The sequence below is a fragment of the Nocardia sp. CA-084685 genome (assembly GCF_050955785.1).
GTDB lineage: Bacteria > Actinomycetota > Actinomycetes > Mycobacteriales > Mycobacteriaceae > Nocardia.
Genome location: NZ_CP192095.1, coordinates 96,055 through 113,762 on the forward strand (window position 1 = coordinate 96,055; position 17,708 = coordinate 113,762).

The window sequence follows — 17,708 nt, forward strand, 5'->3', positions numbered from 1 at the left end:
GCCCTTGGATCCCCAGCTGAACTCTGCTGGTTGGGCAGTGAGTGCCAGGCTGGTTCGCAAGGTCAGTCCGCGGTTTTGGCGGAAAGCTTAGCGCTTGCAACAGCAATCAGACGGTCAACGGCATCGGGCCATTGCTGAGGGGCAATGGTGCCGCGTAGGTGTCGTTCGGCCTCCGCGCGCAGGTGGTAGGGCTGCACGACGGTATGCGCCTCGGTTACATTCTGCGCCACGACTGCTGCGTGCTCTGTGATCCATTTGTCAGTGATCGTGGGCCGCAGCGGGGTTGGTTGGTGCAGCACCGCCGCGACCATCGTTTGCACGGCTTCGGCGCTGCCGAGTACCCGCGCGGCTTCGGCTGCCCAGGCGATACGACTGTCGGTGTCGGATCGCGGTGTGGGCTTGGAAGCGCGGGTGATGTCCGCGGCCCGGGCGACGAGTATCTTCTTCTCTGCCGGTGATGGTGGTCGTTGGTGGGTGATCTCGAATTCGTGTACAGCGGACGCGAGTTCGGCCGCAACCTCGGTGCGCCGGGACGACCAGAGGACATTCAGTCGTGGATCGACACCTTGAATCTCGCGCACAGGACGCTTGTCAGTCGTGGACTCGCGTGGGGCGAACACGACACCGAGCCTCAGCTCGAGGTGGTGTTCGAGCCTGGTGTTGAAGATCTCGCTGGCAGCGACGGCATGGCAGTGGATCGGCCAGCCGTCCAACGCTCCCCAGCCTCCTTCGATCCGGTGCACCTTGTTCGAAATCGTCACAGTCGTATATAGGTTCGGGTCACCGGCCCAGGAGTCTCCGTGGTCGCTCATCACCGCGATCACCCCATCGACAGCGATCCGGCGGTGACCGTCGGTCCCGCCACGAGTGCGGACAGCATGTGTTTCGAGGTAGGCCAGGGTGTCATCGATCGCGGCGTGCTGCGCTGCGAGGATCTGCTGCCTGATCAGGTCGGGTGCCAGGGCCCAAAAGGTGGACACCGACTTCACTGGGGAGCAGCGCAATCGATATGCGGCGGTCGCCTTGCTGGGCGGGGTTCGCAATGCCCGTGCGACCCATTGGGTCAGTTCACGATCATCCTTCGGTGGTCGGCCAGCTTCGTCGGTGAACATGCGTCGAGCCACTGCGGCGCGGATGAGTGCGCGTTCATCCTCGGGTATCTGTGCGTCTGGGGGGCGACCCTGATCGACGTTCCAGCTAACGTATGCGCGGGCGGTTTCGTTTCGGTAGGTGTCGTCGCGGGGAGTGAACTTGCTATAGGGCCGTCCCAATTGCGCGCCGAGTTGAGCAGAGCGCAGTGCCGCGGCGGGGTGTTCTCCCCGGGCGAGATACTGGGTGAGTAGATCGTCGATGACGGCGTCGGCATTGGGATGCAAACCATGTCCGAACAACGCCTGTAGCTGTCGCTGTGACACGGGGTCACCAACGGTGAGACCGAGTGCTGTAAGGCCGGATCCGAGCCACCGCCCGGATGTTGGCCCGCCAGTGGCGGCGTGGCCGGCGTGGCCGGGTCGGTTCGAGTTATTCGCCGACCGAGAAGTGAAGTGACGAGCGATCATCCGATATCCCGCCGAGGTGTTCGCTTGATCTGCGGTCAATTTATGCAATGACATCATCGTGCCGATGTTAGGAACCATCTCAGCGCGTGAATTGCTGTTCCGCACAGCAGGTGTGCCCCCACGAAGTGTGAATTGCGGATATTGACATCATTCGGTCAGGACACCAATAACTGCATCACCTGGGCGTATTGGTGAAATCAGGCGCGGTGGGCCGCCGCAGGAGATTTCACAACTCTGGTCAGGGCAAGGTTGCACCGCTCCCCTGCACGACCAATACAGGCATCCCGGATTGTTGGTCGGTTCTGATGTCGGAGACGGCCCCTACACTTCGCCGTGTGCAGCGAGATGAATACCGATACTGGTCCTCGGACAAGCGATTTCGTGATTTGGTCGCCCAGCTCACCTCACTTCAGTTGGGGAGCTGGGATATAGCGGAGGTCGAGGCGGCGGTATCGACTCTGGGGTGGCAGCTGCGGCCAGTGGTTCCGGCCCGCGCTGTGGACCCCGCGCTGTGGACCACACAGATCGTCGATTGGACGCTCGACCCGGGGCCACGGGCCGGTGTCGCTACCGTCATGGCCGCGAATACTGATCCGCGGCAAGCTGTCCTGCTGACAGTGAATCTCTCTCAGGGGATCGACTTCGATATGGATTACAACGACGGTCCAGAGTTCGCCGATGTCGAGTTCACGCAATCCGCGTGGTCGATCCTCGAGGAGATGCTCGGCGCGCCGGCGACGTCGTGGAGCGGACTCGGCCCGCGCATGCTGTGGGAGCGACCCGACACCAACCTGGCATTGCGACTGGATCGCGACCAGGTGGTATTGGAGATGATGTGCATGGCCTTCGACAGCGACGCACGACAGGAGCCCCGCCCGCTGTGGCACGCCGTCGAATCCGCAACGACCGCACTGCCCGCTGCTCGCGCAACGGTCACCAACTGGGACCATCTGCGCGACCGCTTGAGCGCCGGATTGCGCGCGCTGTGCAGCGATGCACCTCGGTTTCCAGCGACATTCAGGGTGCATCTGCGCTCGGCGGCTGATCCGACGCGGTACGTCAGCGCATGGAATGTCCATCACGTTTTGGGGATCGAATGCCCCGTGAACGCCACCGATAGTACGGAAACGGACCAGTTCGCCGCGCTTGGATGGATGCGCTTTGGCGACGTGTGGCGGCAGTGGTTCGACAACGCCAGATTCGAGCCGCAGCAAGCCAAGTGGGCGGCGGCCCGGCTAGTGGGCGGTCTCCGTACACAGCGGGTGGAACTGGCCGACATGTCCTGCCACGGATTGATAGACGGCCGTGATCGCGTGCTGCCATTGGACCTACCCGAACTCGGCATCGCCCGCTATACGCCGGACGCCTGTGCGGGTGAGATCAGTGATGTGGGGTTGGTATGAGAACGCGCCCGGTGATCATCGCCGAAACACTCTGGGACGGTGCGGTGCACGCGCGGGAACATCCGGAGCTTGTCGACCCCGTGATTGTGGCGAGAGCCTGGATGAGGTGCAGGGGGCCTGCAGCGCGCCGGGATGGCACGCGGACCCGCAAGCACACGAGCTGTACGGGTGGCTGAAACATGCCTCGCGTTGCCGCACCAGTCACCACTCGTATTTGAACAATCGCCCTATGAGAACGCCGAGTGCCATCATCCCCGTCGCGATCCAAAGGATCCACAATTGCTGTTCCCGAAAGCCCTCCAAGAACAGCGCCACGCCACCAAACACAAGCGCAATGCAGACCCATATCCACCTCGCGGCCCTGCGTGAACGTCGGCTAACCCTCTGCTCGGCCGCCTTCTCCTCCATGGTCGCCTCCTCATTCCCTGCCTCGTCGGCGGCGAAACGGATTTGCGCGAGTAAGTCGGCGATGGCGTGCTCGAGCGTGGCCTTGCCTTCCAGCCCATCTGGCCATGCGTTATAGACATTGATCAAGGTCTCGAGGTTCTCGAACCAGGGCTTGAGCACGTTCCGTCGCGCGACTACGGCAGTAATGATCGCAGCAAGCAAGACGCACGCCGCAGCTGCGGCCGGAAGCCAGTCAACCAACGCAGAGCCACGCGGTTGATCCGCAAGCCACGTGATCATGCCGAGAATCCTGCCAGCACCACCGGTTTCACGCTCGGCTTTCACCACGACACCGAACCTGGACGAAACCTGATGAACACCAACATCACTGAGGTCCGCGAATGGGTTCGCGACGCCGGACGCGCCGTCCAGGGAAGGTCGAGGTCGTGTCGGTCGTCTCGCTCAGCGTCCCTACAGCTCCGGCAGATCGTTAGTGCCGTAAATCCCGAAATCCTCGCCCCGCAGATACGCGGCATGTTGGGCGTCGGCACGGGCCGCGATCTGGGCAGCGGCGGCGGCCCGCTCCCGCGCCAGCTGCCACCACAGCAACCCGCCACACACCGCCACAGCGACGACGCCAGCAATCGAGGCCGGGAAGTTTTCGCTCGGGTTATTGGCGAGGCCCCCGATCACGAGGCCCAAACCGACCGCAATCCCGATGCCCGCGGACAGCTTCGGGAACGTCTTCACTAATTCGATCAGTTGCCGCACCCACTGCGGGCGGGCGTCCGGATTCGCCCACCAATACAGCACGAAAAACGGCCATGCGAACAGGAATAGCAGTATCGCCCCGGTGCTCGGCCCGCTACCGCTAGCCGGAGGCACACTGCGCATCGGGGCCACTGTTCTGTTGCGGGGCCTGCGGTTTCGCCGCCGCTGTGACTTTCTGGACTGCACCACAAAATGCTATTCCCGGCGGGCGTAGGGCGTACCGAATCTGTGGTGTTCGCTCCGCCGCGCCGTAGCACAGTCCGGCTCATGCCTAGAGGGTTCACTCCCCGCCGATCGCCGGGCCCTCTGGCCACAGCGCCATCAGCTCCGCGGGGGTATGCGGGGCGCGGTACACCGCGTGCAGTATCCGTCTGGCCGGTGCCCCCTTGGTGTCGGCCAGACGCACGAACCAGTCACAGCCCGCCGGGTAGGACCACAGGTAGGAGCGCAGAAGGACATCCGCGCTGCGATCGGTCATCAGGTCCGAGATCTGGGTGTCGGTCCAGAACGGGACCCAGCGGCGGGCCTGGTCGGCGATTTCGAGGATCGGGACCTCTGCGGCGAGTGCGATGTGCAGCTTGGCACGCACCAGTTGCTGATAGTGATCGAGCCGCACGCGCGCGATGAGCTGCTCGTCGTCAGCTGCGACGAACAATGGCAGCGCTTGGGCGAGGCCTTCGAACAGGGTCTGGCTGGGTGTGTGCACCGAGAACAGCCTGATCCACGGAACGTCCTCGGTTGCGCAACGGTCGGCGATGCTCGCGAATTGCAATGCGTGGCCGAGGATTTCGTGCAGCGCGAATTGTCGAGTGGCGACCTTGGTGTAGCGGGCGCGGCGCCGGTTCATTCGCAGCCTGGCTCGTCGGCCGACACCATCGAGCCAGTAGCTCCAGTAGGCGTCTTCGTCGACGGTGAGGATGTCGAGTTCGTAGGGCGCTGTGGTGCCGGTGGCCTCACGGACAGCCGGTTCGTACTCGGCGGCGGCGTCACGGATCGCGCCGGCCAGTTCGTCGGGGCTGAGGATGCCTTCGGCCGCGGCGAGGTCATCGGCGGTGTCGGGGCCCCATCCGACGCCGACTCGATCCATCATGTCGATCGCCAGGTCCCGGCGAGCGGTCAGGTACTCCTCGCTCCAGCCTGTCGGCACCGACCCCTGGGTGCGCGAGACATACCATTCGAGGGATTCGCGTTCCCCCAGCAGAGCGCTGCAGTAGGCGATGTGGGCATCGAGGCGGGTGGCCAGTGCGATGTCCCCGGCCGCGGTTGCGGATTCCTTGAGGGCGGTCAGCTGACGCAGAGCGTCGAGCCGGTTGGGCAGAGCGGGGATTTCCTCGGAGCTCGGGTAGCAGTCGTAGTCGATGATCGGTGGGGCACCACGGTCGATTTCGTAGCGGTTCCATGCCCGCAGGACGGTTTCAGCGGCATCACGCGTTGTCATCGTCTGGGGCAGGCTCCAAACCACGGTCGAACTCCCAACGTAAGGTCACGGACTGGGTGGGCTGTAAATAGTCGCGGGTCAACGTGATTTCAACATCATCGTCGCCGCTGTAATCCCACAATAAGTCTTCGGTCGCCCCGACCTGCGCGCCGCTGGGTTTGACTTCCTCCCCGGAACAGGTGACCAGCCGGTAGCCACCGGCCTGGCGCAGACGCATCGTGAATGCCCGTGTGAACCGGACGATATCTTGGCGCCAGTACAAATGGTCGACGAACCGGCCGCCGATGCAGGTGTAGCTGAGTGTTCCTGTCTCGCCTGGCTCGATTGCGGGCGAGAGTTGGCATGAGAACTTGGCCAGGGTGCCTGTGTCGTGGGTCCGGTCGATGGTGACCTGGCGGTGATCGCGGCGCAGCGGTTCGATGCGTAGCCCGCCGGGGTCGGTGTGTTCGAACCACAATTGGCGCGCGACCCGGGTCAGTGGGGCGTTGGACATGTTGAACATGTCGTGGGTGTAGGTCAGGCGAGCGCGACCGGTCTTGTCGACGTCGATCTCGATCCGGTGCTCAAGTTCGACGACGTTGCCGACAAGACCAGCCAGTTGCACGGTCTCAATGTTGTCCAGGCGCAGCACTTTTGACAATGCCGCCAGCTTCTTCCCGATCAGTCGTGTGTGCTCGGGCAGGTCAGCGTCACCGAGGCCGCTCGCCGTGACAGGCATCGGCGGGGTGTTCGGCATGGAATCCGCGGGCGGCAGTCGCGGTCTTCCCCACCCGGTCACGTTGATGTCGCGGATGGCCATTGCGTTGGCGACGGCGCCAGCGAAGCGGCTGTCGCCGAATTCGTTGTGGGTGCGCTGTTTGAGATGGCCGGCCACGTTATCCACAGGCGAGAACAGTTCCTCGACCGTCCATCCTGGAAACATGCTGGTCAGCACGCGACAGAAGCGTGATCGTGGCAGTCCGCCCTCCCCTCGAAGCCATCGGTGATATTGGGTGCGGCTCGGAGGCGCGGCTTCTGTGCCCTGCATCCCCAGACCGGTGGCGTGGCGCTTGTATGCGATGACGAAATCGGAGTACTCGTTCTGATGGTTTTCTTGCAGAAGAGTTTTGAGCGCGATGGATTCCGACACCGGCGAGACCGCCCTTCCCGCAGCATGAATGGCGTGTTGGTCAACCAACCCTAGCAAAATGGCACTAAATGGCACTCGACGGCACTAAGTCGGACTCGATGGGCGCAAGAAGGCACTGCGACCTGCGGGAGCATTCCGGTATGACCGCACAATCTGCTTCAGGTCGCCGCGATGTGACCTCGCTGCAGAACGCAGTCATGCCGCCATCGCCCAGCGGCACGCCAGCCACTCGAGGTGGTCGACCGAAATTGTGCTGCCCCGCCGCGCGAACGCTGCGGCAAGGCATACGACGAACCCCTCGTCCCTCAGCGAACTCCATTCACACCAAACAGATCTCACTTTAGGAGAGCCTCGATGACTATCGTGCCCGAGCTTCGACCGGCGCTACCGGACTGGACCGATCTGCTGTCTGCACTCTGGGAGAACACCACCGCACCGAGCGGCCACGATCATCCGATAGTCCGGGCAGGTCGTAGGTTGGCACAGCTGCACCGCGACCGTGAAACCAGTTGCGACACGGTGCAGTTCAACAGTCGTCGTGCCGAGCTCGTCAGCGACATCAATGGTCGCGTGCCTGTGGAGGTCCACAGCGCCCGGACTGTGGGAGCGACCATCGACAAGATCGCCGAAACCGTGGTCTTCGTGCAGAACCGGCTGCGCATCGAGCCCGAAGCAGCCCCCACGGTGCAGCAGTGGCTTGCCCAAATGAGCGACGCCTGGACCGAATTGGTCTCCGTGGTAGAGAACAGCTACCCCGTGAGAGCCGCCTACACCATCGCGCCGCTTGCGCTGGCATATGCCGCCGCAAGCTAACGTTCACTGCCTCCGGCAGGTCACACAACATGGTGGCCTGCCGGAGGTGCTCCACCTGCAGTGCGCCGCCGATTCCTCTGTCGCAGAAAGCATCCCAACAGCAGCAATCCCCAACAGGGTGACAGCAGCGGACATCACGATCGCCATGAGGAACCACACCGCACCCGCCCACGTCGAATCCTGCATGGATGAACTCGCGAAGGTCCTCCCTATCTGGCCCAGCCCGAGCACCGTCGCTGCGCGCTGGGATGCCGCGCGTCTGCGGATCCAGCTCCAGATCATTTATGGCCGCCCTGGACCTCGCCGCCGCGTGCAGCGGCTTTTACGTCAGGCAGAGCGGGTCAAGCCGACCAGTGTGTAGCCACTCCGGGGCGATCGGTCAGCGTCGCAAGAAGCTCGCACGAGTCACACAGGGCGCAAACCCACACAGCTGGTGTGCCCCCACGGCGTGTGAACGTGCAGCTCAGAACACCTCTAGCGCTCATACCGTCAGCGACACGGCGCACGTTGTCGCCGACCTTCGTACTGAGCCAGGAGGCATCCATTGGCCGCCGATGTCAACGCAGTTCAACTCACCACCACCTTGGTCGCTGCCGCTGTCCACTTCGATCTCATCACCGACGAGAACGCCGAAGAGACCGCGCGGATGCTGTGGACCGCGAACCACACGACCAGCGATCCCCGCGCGCTCAGCACAGCCGTGCGCGAGGGCGTGACCAGCCTCGTCAACGACGATGTGGATCCGGCCGCCGTATGCCTGGCAGTCGATGACTACCTTGCTGCCCCCCTCGCGACCGATCATCAATCACAAGCAGTCGTGTGGTGCGAAGCCCTGCGCAGTGCCGCAGAGCACGCGATGCTGATTGTCGACCGACTGTGGCGGCTCGACCGCGACGGGCAGCTGAGACCGGCATATCAGCTGATGCCGCCCTATCGTTCGGACAACACACAGCCTGAGATCGACAACGACGGGGCTCACGATCTCGAAGGCGATGTCCTCGGCGAACGCATCGACAGTCTCGACTGGGAGGGCTGGCTGTATACGCGGTTCGTACGCAAGCATGCCATCGACGCGCTGATCGATCTGCAGACATACCTCGCCGCAGCTGATGTGGTGGCCGTGATGGATTCACCAGAAGTAGCCGATGCGGTGGCTGTGCTGCGCACCGCGCTGTCGGAGCCCGGTGCCTTCGATCAGAGCGAGCGCCACCGCGGCGAGGAGGTCCTCAACGACTTGCTCGGGGTCGGTGACCACAGCGAACTGGTGGCGCGAGTCCTGGACGCCACAGCATTTGGTGTGTGGGCTAACGCCCACGCTCGCGGTGCGGACACCGGCGAGTGGGTCGCCCGCCTCAGTCCTGCCGACGGATTCGCCGACATGCCATGGCTGCGGAAGGTCCCCGCGGCCGATCAGCAGCCACTGTCCTCACCCGCGAAGCTGCTCACAACCTTCGGCTCGTTGGCTACGCACCTGGACACCCTGCCCAGGCCGGGCGCCGGGCAGGACAACCACATCGTGTGGGCATCGCAGGTTGTCATGTTGTCGGGTTCCATTGCAGCGACCTTGGAATCCGATCTTGTGAGCGCGGGAGATGCCTACCGTGGGCAGCGGATCCTGGCGGCGCTGACCCAGCAGGTGGTGACTCTATCGCCGTCACGGGTGCGGTCAGCGTTGACCGACTCGGTCGAATTCGACCTGCTGCGCCGCGACATAGTCGCAGCGATGGCCGTGACAGCACAGGACCACGACCTGCGGCGTGGCCGGATGCTCCGCGATGGATCTGTCCGTGACCCCGGATCAGTCGTCGGTGACGATCCGTTGGCTTCCCCTGTCGCGGGCAGCTTTTCGCGGCAGGAGCCGCTGCGTTCGCGTGATCAGATGCGTGCGTTCCTGGATCGTTTGGCATACATGACGCGAATGGCGCCTCCAGGCACAATGTTCGACGAACTCGCCGGTCCGCTGGTGGTCACGGCTCGCTGCACCGAGCTTGTGAGCCTCAGTGAATGCGACCGTCTCGAACTGGTTGTTGCCGCGCTGGCCTGGGGTGACCGGCTCGATGCCATCGGTGCCCGCAGTGCATGGACAGCGCTGGTGTCCGACAACCCGCTCAACGTCTTCGATCAGTGGTCGCATGCGCGTGGCCCGCTCGAGATGATGAGTGAGGTGAACGGTGCCGGGGCTCGGCTGCTCAACGCAGATGGCCGGTTCGTCGCGGCCCCGCGGCTGGCTCCGGGGCGCATCACCAACCTCGACTCCGCGCGCACCCTCACTCGCGCCGAGGTCGCGGACGTGCTGGACGTTATAGCAGCGGTGCCGCACACCCACCGTCACGTGCAGGCGCTCATCGGCGATGTACTCAACACCGCCCGCCACACCAGCAGCGCCTTCGATGCCGACGAGCGTCTCCGTTTGGAGCACACGGTCGCAGCGATCGCGGACGGGCAGCGTGTCAACCCGTGGGCGATGGTCACCGACGAGACCGGTGCTCACACACGGTGGCGGATCCGCGACACCGTTACGGCCATCGGCGCGGACCTCCGCGCAGGCCTGGGAGTCGATGCGCCCCTACCCGATTCCGAGTTGAACCAGCCTGTGCGCCCCGCAAATATCGATGTTGCCCACGACATCGACCCGACGGGTTTGGCGCGCTATCTCACCAACACTGGCTGGTCGCCGACGGCGACGTCGAGAGGTGCTCCGGTGTGGAAGCACCGCGATCACCCCGACATTCACATCACGGCACCCACAGAAATCGGGTACGACGGCGATCGCGAGATCCTTCAACAGGCGTTCGAAACCCTCGCTGGGCTGCGCAAAGATCAGGTCGTTGCCGAAATCCTCACAGAGATCGGCGAACTCGCCGCGCCCGCACCCGAACTCACCGGGCTGGAAGCAGTCGCGGCAACACGCTACTGCCCCACCCTGCCCACCCGCGACACCGTCGCGACGGCCGACCACCACCCGATCAATCCGACTAACACCGCGGAGGTGGCCGTTTCTGCTGCCGGCGCGGGCCATGGCATGTGAGAGGCCTCAGCCGTGACCGGTACACGGGCCGGTGTAGGTGCCCCGCTCTGGCTCCTGTTGTCGGTTGATGTGGTCGGCGAACGTGAGCACCGAGCCGGCGTCGGAATGGCGCTGCGCTCGTTCGATTTCGGGATCGAGAACTTCGAGGTAGACACCGACTGCTGCCTGCAATAGGTCGCGCAGGCACTGGTGAAGGCTTGCTGGCTGCCAGATCAGGTCGCCGTGGTCGTCGAGTCGGGCCAGGGTCAGCGACACAGCCTGCTCCACGGTGAATTGGGGAGCTGTTCGCGGAACGATCCCTCGGATCAGGTCAATGGCGTTGCGTTCTCCGTAATCATCGACCTCGATGAGGTGCCCACCGTGGGGATCGAGTACGGCGACAGCGAACAGCAGTCCGAGTTCGGTGTCGGGGGTGGCGGTGGATGTGAGGGTGAGGTTGTCGCCGTCGAGGCCGTGGACAAAGAACCCGAGCAGCAGTCCAGACCCACTGCGTGGGAGCGCGACCTTCGGGGGGCGAGAAAACACGATCAGCGGGTTGGTGGCTGGCAGCCGGTCGAACAGAGTAGTGGGCAGAACTTCGTCGAGGTCGACTGCGTCCTTGGCCATTCCAGGGTGGGCTACGGAGATTGTGCGGCCGTTCCACAAGCGGGCCACTGCGGCAGTGACGATGCTGCTGATTGCCGTCTGGGCTGTTTGGCTGTCGATGCCTGTGGGTAGTTGGATTGGAAGGCCTTCGGTGGCGTCGACCACTTGGTCGTTGAGGCCCATGGCCTGGATGCGAGCCTCATGGAACGCCCAGGTCCCTTCGATCTGTTCGTAGACGGGTTCGGCGGCCGCGGCTAGGTCACCGACCGGATCTGTTGAACTCATAGCGTCCCCTTTCGCATCAACAGTTCGAAGCGATACTCTTCCACATCGCTCAGTGATGCGCGGCAAGGGCTTTCGCGTGCTATCGGGCCTGTCCCGGCGAACTCGGATCACGCGCGGCCGTCACGGTCGGTTTGCGCGATCAGCTCGAGTAGGCGGACGGCGGCGTCATCGTCTGATTCGTCCGGTCTTCGAAACTGACGCACATGAGCGAGCGCGTCGCCGTAGGTCACCGCCGCGCCGTCTTCGGTCCGTAGTCGCATCGACAGTTGCACGATATGCGGGTTCGCCGGCATGAATTCTTCCTCCAGTCAGAGCCGAAAACGATTGCACCAGTACGCTATCCGACAAATCCGATTCATCGATCGTTCGTGGCGCGAACCACTCGCATGCCCCGCCATCGGCGGTGAGCCTCCCGCCGATGCGACCATAACGGCCGCGCCATTGGCAGCCGTAGCCGCGGCGAGATCACCTCTGTTGTCTCGCGGCTCAACGCCGATCCACTTCCACACCAAGCGTGTGGAACGGGGCCGTTGACGCACTGTCGCGCTCGTAGCGTCACCAGGCGTGATGCCTCGGCTCCACCAGCTGAATAGCCAAGCTGGATACGCAAACCACTACTCCCCCGCCCACCCAGTCCTGGCTGCCTACGAAATCGAGGCCGCCATCACCCGCACCTGCCCACGATGCAAGGCCGAACCCTTCGATGCCTGCTCTAACCCGATCACCGGCCAGCCCAGCAGGATCCCGTGCCTGGTCCGCATGGCCGACCGACGGGCCGAAACGCCTATCACTCAGAGGTGATGGCGGCGGCAAACACGCATTCGACAGAACGTGCGCGCGATCGATCAGGAACGATCGCGACGTCTCGGCAGCGGCATCCCTCGCCGCCGCGCGCCGGTAACGTGTCGAAAGCACTCGACCACAGCGGAATGTCGGCCCTCGAGCGTGGGCGAATCGACAATCAGTTGGCCGATGTCGTCGGGCGGGTTGTCGTGCGGCTGATAATCGCGCTCAGCGGCGGAGTGCAGTTCCCGCACCACGCCAGCGGCGTCGGTCAAGTCGTCGTCGAGGAGTCGGATCTGTTGGACTACCAACTGCATTTGCCGTGTCAGTTCGAATGAGTCGAAATCGCTCGGCCGCCGCGCTCCTCCACCGATCCCCGTCGTCCAATGGTCGAACTCGGCATTGAGATGCCCCTGACGACGTTGCGAGAGCTGCAGCAACGAGCTGGTCAGCTTGAGCGGCTCCTCACGTCGCCATTTTTCGGTTCCTCGCCGATCGGTTCGCCACTGCGTTTAGAAGAAGTTCGAGGCGGCCACGAAGACGGCCAGCCCAGAAAGAACAGTCGCCCACACCTTTTGAGAAGGCACCCGCCTTCTTGGTTGGCCGAGGAAACAAGCGGCGGCCTGCCCGAGCTGCTGCCGCCGGTCGATGTGGCGCAGGCGCGAACCCTGACCAGTGACCTGCGGGACATGAACGCAGATGTACAGCGAGCGGGTGCCGTTCTTGCTGAACAGGTCCGCCGGGCGCACCGTGCCCGGGTGCGGCCGGCGCTCACTTACACCTCGTGGGCCGACTCGCCCACGCTGAGCTCGGAATCAGCCGCGCCCAGGCGTACTGGTCCACGCCAACACCCTCGGCGACGTCGGGGTGGGCTCGAGGTGGGTTCGGAAGCTTCGGGTTCCGCAACTACACAGCGCCTGCTGGAGGCGGCTGCGGCGCCACGGCTCTGCCGCGACGAGTTCCAGCCCGGGACTCCTCATTTGCTGTTGGTGCCTCGTGGCAGTCTCGCCGTTGAGGCTGGGGTCCTGAGTCCGTATCTCGGACGGTGGTCGAAACACCGCAGGTCCAGCCCTTTTAGGGCTGGGCCCTGCGTGGTTGTCCGGTCAGCGCTGCCGTTCGATCGCCGTCCGGAATTGCTCGGCATTTGGGTCCGGACAATTCGTAGTTGACCGTGACCGGTCGCGACGGCCCGTGCTCATCATTGTTCGGTGTCGGGATTATCTGCGCGACAAGGGTCTTCAACTCGTCGAATGTCAGCGCCCGTTGTGGTGCGCTCGGGTCGAAATCGTTGATCATCCCGCGCTGGATCGGTGGTGTGCCCTCGCGCGGCCACCACACTTCCAGTGCCGAGAGCGGACCGGCCTCAAGGATCGCCAACAGCAGGTCTTCGGTGCCAATGCAGGTATCGCCGCGGTCGGTGACCCGCTTGGCGGCGCGATGTAGCGCGCCGATCAGCGCGGGCGCGACGCTGGTCACGGTCACCGAGGTTTCATCGCGTTCGGTGGTGGTCACTAGTGGACCCTCTTTCTTGCAGACGCCAATACGGCGTGTGTGGTAGGAACCAGGCGGAAGCCGGGGTGACGGCCCGTGGTGATCGCCCTTCGAGGGCCTCCATGACACTGCCGCCCCCGGCTTCCCCGAAACCGTGAAGCGATGACAAAGGGACGCGCCGCAGAGCGCCGGTTAGTGACCACTCCGCTGTCGGTTTCCTCGCCTCCGCCTGGTCCCTGCCTCGGGTTTCGAACAGGAAGGCGACGTAGTTGTCGCAGCAAGACGGACCGTTGTTCTTCGTCGGAATCGACTGGGCCGCAACCGAACACGCCGTGTGTGTGCTGGACCAGACCGGACGAAAGATCGCCGCGTTCACGATCGAGCACACAAAGGCCGGGTTCATCCGGCTGGCAACCCGGTTGGGCAAGCTCGGCCACGCCGAGCAGGTGCCGGTGGCGATCGAGCGCCCGGACGGGCGACTGGTCGACGCCTTGCTCGAGGCCGGGCACCCGGTAATGCCAGTGAAACCGACCGCGATCAAGACCTGGCGCGAGTCCGAGGTCCTCTCCGGCGCGAAGTCCGACCCCGGTGACGCCGAGGTGATCGCCGATTACCTGCGTGTGCGTATCCACCGACTGCGCCCGGCCGCACCGATGTCTGGTCACACCAAGGCAATTCGGACCGTGACCCGCACCCGCGGCGACCTGGTGGCGGCCAGGGTGGCCGCGACCAACCAGCTCGCCGCCCTGCTCGACGCGCACTGGCCCGGAGCCAAAGCCATCTTCGCCAACATCGAATCCGCTATCGCACTGGCGTTCCTGACCAGATACCCCACCGCCGCGGCCGCGGCGTCGCTGACCGAGAAGCGGATCGCCGCGTTCTGCACCGAGCAGGGCTACTCGGGCAAGAAACCCGCCGCCGTGCTGCTGGCCCGGCTGCGCTCGGCCCCGACCGGCACCAGCGACCCCGCTCTCACCGAGGGCGTGCGTGATGCGGTGCTGGCCCAGGTCAGCGTGCTGAGTGCGCTCAACACCGCGATCAAGACCCTGGAACGCTCCATCACCGAGAAGATGGACACCCACCCCGACGGCGAGGTGTTCCGCTCCTTCCCCCGCGCCGGCACGATCAACGCCGCGCAGATCCTGGCCGAATGGGGCGACGCCCGCGAGGTATTCGACCACCCCGACGCGATCGCCGCGCTGGCCGGAATCACCCCGGTCACCAAAGCATCCGGCAAACAACGCGGAGTGTCGTTCCGCTGGGCCTGCAACAAACGCCTGCGCCAGGCGATCACGACCTTCGCGGCGAACAGCCGCTTCTCCAGCCCCTGGGCCGCCGACATCTACAACCGCGCCCGCGCCTCGGGCAAAGACCACCCCCACGCCACCCGCATCCTGGCCCGAGCCTGGATCCGGGTCATATGGCGCTGCTGGCAAAACGGTACGACCTACGATCCGACCCTGCACGGCGGTGCCCGCGAGCGGGTCGAACAACAGGCCGCAGCCTGACTTCGATCTCGAGGTTGACACAAGGGGTGTCATGGTCGTCCACGCTACCGGCCGTACTTGGAATTGCAGCCAGTGTCGAACACTTCCATCGGCGTCCCGTCGGGCATGGTGTAGAACGTCGTTCCGACGCACCACAGTCGGATCGTCTTGCCTGGTGCCGGGCTGACAACTTTGTCTTTGTTGGTGACCGGTTGCTCGGCACAGCGGATCACCATGCTCCCGGCCTGCTCACACTGCTGAACCGTGACCGCGCCCGCGGGGCCTGCAGCCACGACGAGCGCGGCCAGCATGCCCGAGATCCCGATCATTGCCCGTCTGGTCAGTATTGCCGACATGGCGTTTCCTCCGATTCGGTTGTGGTGGAACGGTTGTGAGTTCCGATCGCTTCCGCGCGGGTGATCATCGCGTCGAGCAGTTCGGCGAGGGTGTCCGGCAGTTGCCCTGTGCCGGTGGTGTGCAGGGCGCGGGCCGACCCGACCAGCGCTGACAGGTGAGGATGAGTCGACCAGTAGGTGGCTTCGTCGCCGCTGGCGGCGGCGGCATCCAGCGCGGCGGTGAGGGTCACTGTGGTGTTGGCAGACGAAACCAGCAATGCGTCAGCACCTTTCGGTTCAGTCGCGGTCACCAGCTGCGCGACCTCCGCCGAGCAGCAGTCGGTGAGCATCGTGGCGAGATCGCCAGTACCGACCGGTGGTGCGAGCTCACGGGCGCGGTGCAGCAGCGCCGCCGCGATCAGTTCCGGCCCGGACCCCGGGGCGTGCGCGCTGATCGTGTTGGCCACCGCCACCGCATGCGCGAGGGCTGTGGTGCCGGTGGCGGAGGAGTGGCCGTCGTACCAGGTGCGGGCCAACCGCAGGGCGGTGGCGACGATGGGGTGGTCATGCAGGGGCAACATGGGCATTAACTACCGGCCTTTCGAGGGCGTGAGTGTGAACGGGTGCCGGTATCCGGCGCCGGGGGCTTTCGCCACCGGCCGTGTGGCTCACTGCGCGGGCTGGTGTGCCTCGAAAGGAAGGGGATGTGGGTGAGGCATCAGCCCGGCGCCGGATACACGCCTCAAGCCTCACCCTGTCGAGGAGCCCAAACCACCGACATCGCCCGCACGGTCGCCGTACGCTGACCGACACACCCACCTGCACACGAGGGCTCTCGGGGGATGAAGCCGATGATCGTGGTGACTATCTGGACCGGCGCGACCATCAAGCTGATGCGCACGGTCGCCCTACGTTGCACCCAGAAGGAACTCGCCGAACTGCTCGGCTACAGCGAGGACGTCGTCACGAAATGGGAACGCCGGGGCCGTGCTGCGGAATTGGAGGGCGAATACGCGGCCGCGATGGACACCCAGTTGCGGCGTCTCGACGAGGAACAACGGCAACGCTTCGCCCAGGCACTCGAGGAGTCCGCACCGGCCCCTCCGGTCAGCGTCGTCCCGGCAAATCAATCGCTGCCATCAGCGCTTGTCTCACCCACGGATCCGGCACAATGGTCCGAGTGGGTGGCGATGAATAGGCGTGAGTTGTTGTGGCTGTTCGGCGGCGCGGCAGGCCTGCCGGTGGCCGCGGCCGTGTACGGACTGGCCCCGGATTCCTTGGACCGCTTCGACTCCGGGATCCGGAGGCGCGTGGATGCCCGCTCGGTGCAGGACATCACCGAGATCGTCGCTCGTGCGTTTCGCCAGTACGAAAGCTACGGCGCCAATATCGCCTGGCACACCATGCGCGCCCAACTCGGCCTGGTCGACAAACTGCTGCCCAGCTGCCCGGAGCACCTGATGTCCCGTTTGCTCTCGGCGCGCGGAGCATTGACGCGCGGGCTCGGATGGATTGCCCACGACACCGGGAACACCGACACCGCCGCGGACTACTACGAGCAGGCCCGCCGCGCCGCGCACCAGGCCGGGGACACCGACCTCGCCGCCGTCGTCCTGTGCAGCATGTCGTGGCTGGAAACCACCAACGGTCAGCCCCGCGTCGGCATCGATCACGCTGTCGCGGCGATGAATTGGGCGACCAAAAGGCCCGACCACTACCTCGGTGCGTACTGCGCGGACATGGCCGCCGAGGCATACGCCAACCTCGGTGAAGACAGCGAATGCCGGTCCCTGCTCGATCGCTCGCAGGCCCTGACCGACACCGCCAGTGGCCCCTCCACGCACGCCTACTTCTACGACCCGGGATTGAACGCCTCGATGCGGGCGGGCTGTTTGCTCAAGCTCGGTGATGGCGCGGCCGCGACCACGGCCGCCGAACAAGCCGTCGCCCTGGTCGACGACGAATTCGCCATGATTCGCGGCTACGCGATGATCAACCTCGCCAACGCCCATACCGTCCTCGGGCATATCGACGCCGCCGCCGAAACCCTCACCCGCGCGTGCGAACTCGCCGCTGACTGCCCCTCTCCGCCGTTCACCGCCGAAATCCGGACCGCCCGCGACAACATCGACCACGTCGCGCCCGGATCGGCCGTTCTGCGTGAGCTCGACAAGGCTCTAGCCGCCACCGTGCTGGCCTGAATCCCGGGACGAG

General features: G+C 64.7%; 17 protein-coding genes. 6 read left to right on the forward strand and 11 right to left on the reverse strand.

Annotated features, from left to right (window positions below):
- Positions 1-62: 62 nt before the first annotated feature.
- On the reverse strand, positions 63-1,637 hold the full coding sequence (mobF, locus tag ACQP2U_RS42575) for a MobF family relaxase (RefSeq protein ID WP_433717054.1): 1,575 nt from the start codon (positions 1,635-1,637) through the stop codon (positions 63-65).
- 257 nt (positions 1,638-1,894) lie between these two features.
- On the opposite strand from mobF, the gene ACQP2U_RS42580 reads away from it, so the two are divergent.
- The gene (locus ACQP2U_RS42580) at positions 1,895-2,962 is read left to right on the forward strand and encodes a hypothetical protein (RefSeq protein WP_433717056.1); all 1,068 of its coding nucleotides are present in this window, start codon (positions 1,895-1,897) and stop codon (positions 2,960-2,962) included.
- Positions 2,963-3,163: 201 nt separating this feature from the next.
- Here ACQP2U_RS42580 and ACQP2U_RS42585 read toward each other — a convergent pair whose 3' ends face one another.
- The 4 genes from ACQP2U_RS42585 to ACQP2U_RS42600 form a co-directional block, all read right to left on the reverse strand.
- Positions 3,164-3,697, reverse strand: a complete 534-nt coding sequence (locus ACQP2U_RS42585) for a hypothetical protein (protein WP_433717058.1) — start codon at positions 3,695-3,697, stop codon at positions 3,164-3,166.
- Between the two features lie 123 nt (positions 3,698-3,820).
- Positions 3,821-4,243, reverse strand: a complete 423-nt coding sequence (locus tag ACQP2U_RS42590) for a hypothetical protein (protein ID WP_433717060.1) — start codon at positions 4,241-4,243, stop codon at positions 3,821-3,823.
- A 157-nt stretch (positions 4,244-4,400) separates the two neighbouring features.
- Positions 4,401-5,558 carry a hypothetical protein gene (locus ACQP2U_RS42595; protein WP_433717061.1) on the reverse strand — a complete coding sequence of 386 codons (1,158 nt, stop codon included), beginning with the start codon at positions 5,556-5,558 and terminating at the stop codon, positions 4,401-4,403.
- Positions 5,545-6,687: a hypothetical protein gene (locus ACQP2U_RS42600; protein WP_433717063.1), complete on the reverse strand. Its 1,143-nt coding sequence runs from the start codon at positions 6,685-6,687 to the stop codon at positions 5,545-5,547. The genes ACQP2U_RS42595 and ACQP2U_RS42600 overlap by 14 nt, the downstream gene beginning before the upstream one ends.
- Before the next feature lie 354 nt (positions 6,688-7,041).
- Between ACQP2U_RS42600 and ACQP2U_RS42605 the strand changes: the two genes are divergently transcribed.
- Both ACQP2U_RS42605 and ACQP2U_RS42610 read left to right on the forward strand, forming a co-directional pair.
- The gene (locus ACQP2U_RS42605; protein ID WP_433717064.1) at positions 7,042-7,500 is read left to right on the forward strand and encodes a hypothetical protein; all 459 of its coding nucleotides are present in this window, start codon (positions 7,042-7,044) and stop codon (positions 7,498-7,500) included.
- A 544-nt stretch (positions 7,501-8,044) separates the two neighbouring features.
- On the forward strand, positions 8,045-10,528 hold the full coding sequence (locus tag ACQP2U_RS42610; RefSeq protein WP_433717067.1) for a hypothetical protein: 2,484 nt from the start codon (positions 8,045-8,047) through the stop codon (positions 10,526-10,528).
- 6 nt (positions 10,529-10,534) lie between these two features.
- Here ACQP2U_RS42610 and ACQP2U_RS42615 read toward each other — a convergent pair whose 3' ends face one another.
- Both ACQP2U_RS42615 and ACQP2U_RS42620 read right to left on the reverse strand, forming a co-directional pair.
- Positions 10,535-11,398, reverse strand: coding sequence for a hypothetical protein (locus tag ACQP2U_RS42615; RefSeq protein ID WP_433717069.1), 864 nt, complete (start codon positions 11,396-11,398; stop codon positions 10,535-10,537).
- A 107-nt stretch (positions 11,399-11,505) separates the two neighbouring features.
- Complete coding sequence (locus ACQP2U_RS42620; RefSeq protein ID WP_433717071.1) at positions 11,506-11,691, reverse strand: hypothetical protein; 186 nt, start codon at positions 11,689-11,691, stop codon at positions 11,506-11,508.
- 636 nt (positions 11,692-12,327) lie between these two features.
- Here ACQP2U_RS42620 and ACQP2U_RS42625 point away from each other — a divergent pair.
- Complete coding sequence (locus ACQP2U_RS42625; protein WP_433717073.1) at positions 12,328-12,519, forward strand: hypothetical protein; 192 nt, start codon at positions 12,328-12,330, stop codon at positions 12,517-12,519.
- A 174-nt stretch (positions 12,520-12,693) separates the two neighbouring features.
- On the opposite strand, the gene ACQP2U_RS42630 is transcribed toward ACQP2U_RS42625, so the two are convergent.
- Positions 12,694-12,930, reverse strand: a complete 237-nt coding sequence (locus ACQP2U_RS42630) for a hypothetical protein (protein WP_433717075.1) — start codon at positions 12,928-12,930, stop codon at positions 12,694-12,696.
- A 325-nt stretch (positions 12,931-13,255) separates the two neighbouring features.
- Entirely contained in the window at positions 13,256-13,693 is a 438-nt protein-coding gene (locus ACQP2U_RS42635; protein ID WP_433717077.1) for a hypothetical protein, read from the reverse strand.
- 248 nt (positions 13,694-13,941) lie between these two features.
- Between ACQP2U_RS42635 and ACQP2U_RS42640 the strand changes: the two genes are divergently transcribed.
- Positions 13,942-15,180 (forward strand): IS110 family transposase, encoded by a 1,239-nt coding sequence (locus ACQP2U_RS42640; RefSeq protein WP_433717079.1) that lies wholly within the window; start codon positions 13,942-13,944, stop codon positions 15,178-15,180.
- Between the two features lie 44 nt (positions 15,181-15,224).
- On the opposite strand, the gene ACQP2U_RS42645 is transcribed toward ACQP2U_RS42640, so the two are convergent.
- Both ACQP2U_RS42645 and ACQP2U_RS42650 read right to left on the reverse strand, forming a co-directional pair.
- Positions 15,225-15,470, reverse strand: a complete 246-nt coding sequence (locus ACQP2U_RS42645; protein ID WP_433717081.1) for a hypothetical protein — start codon at positions 15,468-15,470, stop codon at positions 15,225-15,227.
- Positions 15,471-15,499: 29 nt separating this feature from the next.
- Positions 15,500-16,075 carry an HD domain-containing protein gene (locus ACQP2U_RS42650; protein ID WP_433717083.1) on the reverse strand — a complete coding sequence of 192 codons (576 nt, stop codon included), beginning with the start codon at positions 16,073-16,075 and terminating at the stop codon, positions 15,500-15,502.
- A gap of 270 nt (positions 16,076-16,345) precedes the next feature.
- Between ACQP2U_RS42650 and ACQP2U_RS42655 the strand changes: the two genes are divergently transcribed.
- Positions 16,346-17,695 carry a hypothetical protein gene (locus ACQP2U_RS42655; RefSeq protein WP_433717085.1) on the forward strand — a complete coding sequence of 450 codons (1,350 nt, stop codon included), beginning with the start codon at positions 16,346-16,348 and terminating at the stop codon, positions 17,693-17,695.
- Positions 17,696-17,708: the final 13 nt, after the last annotated feature.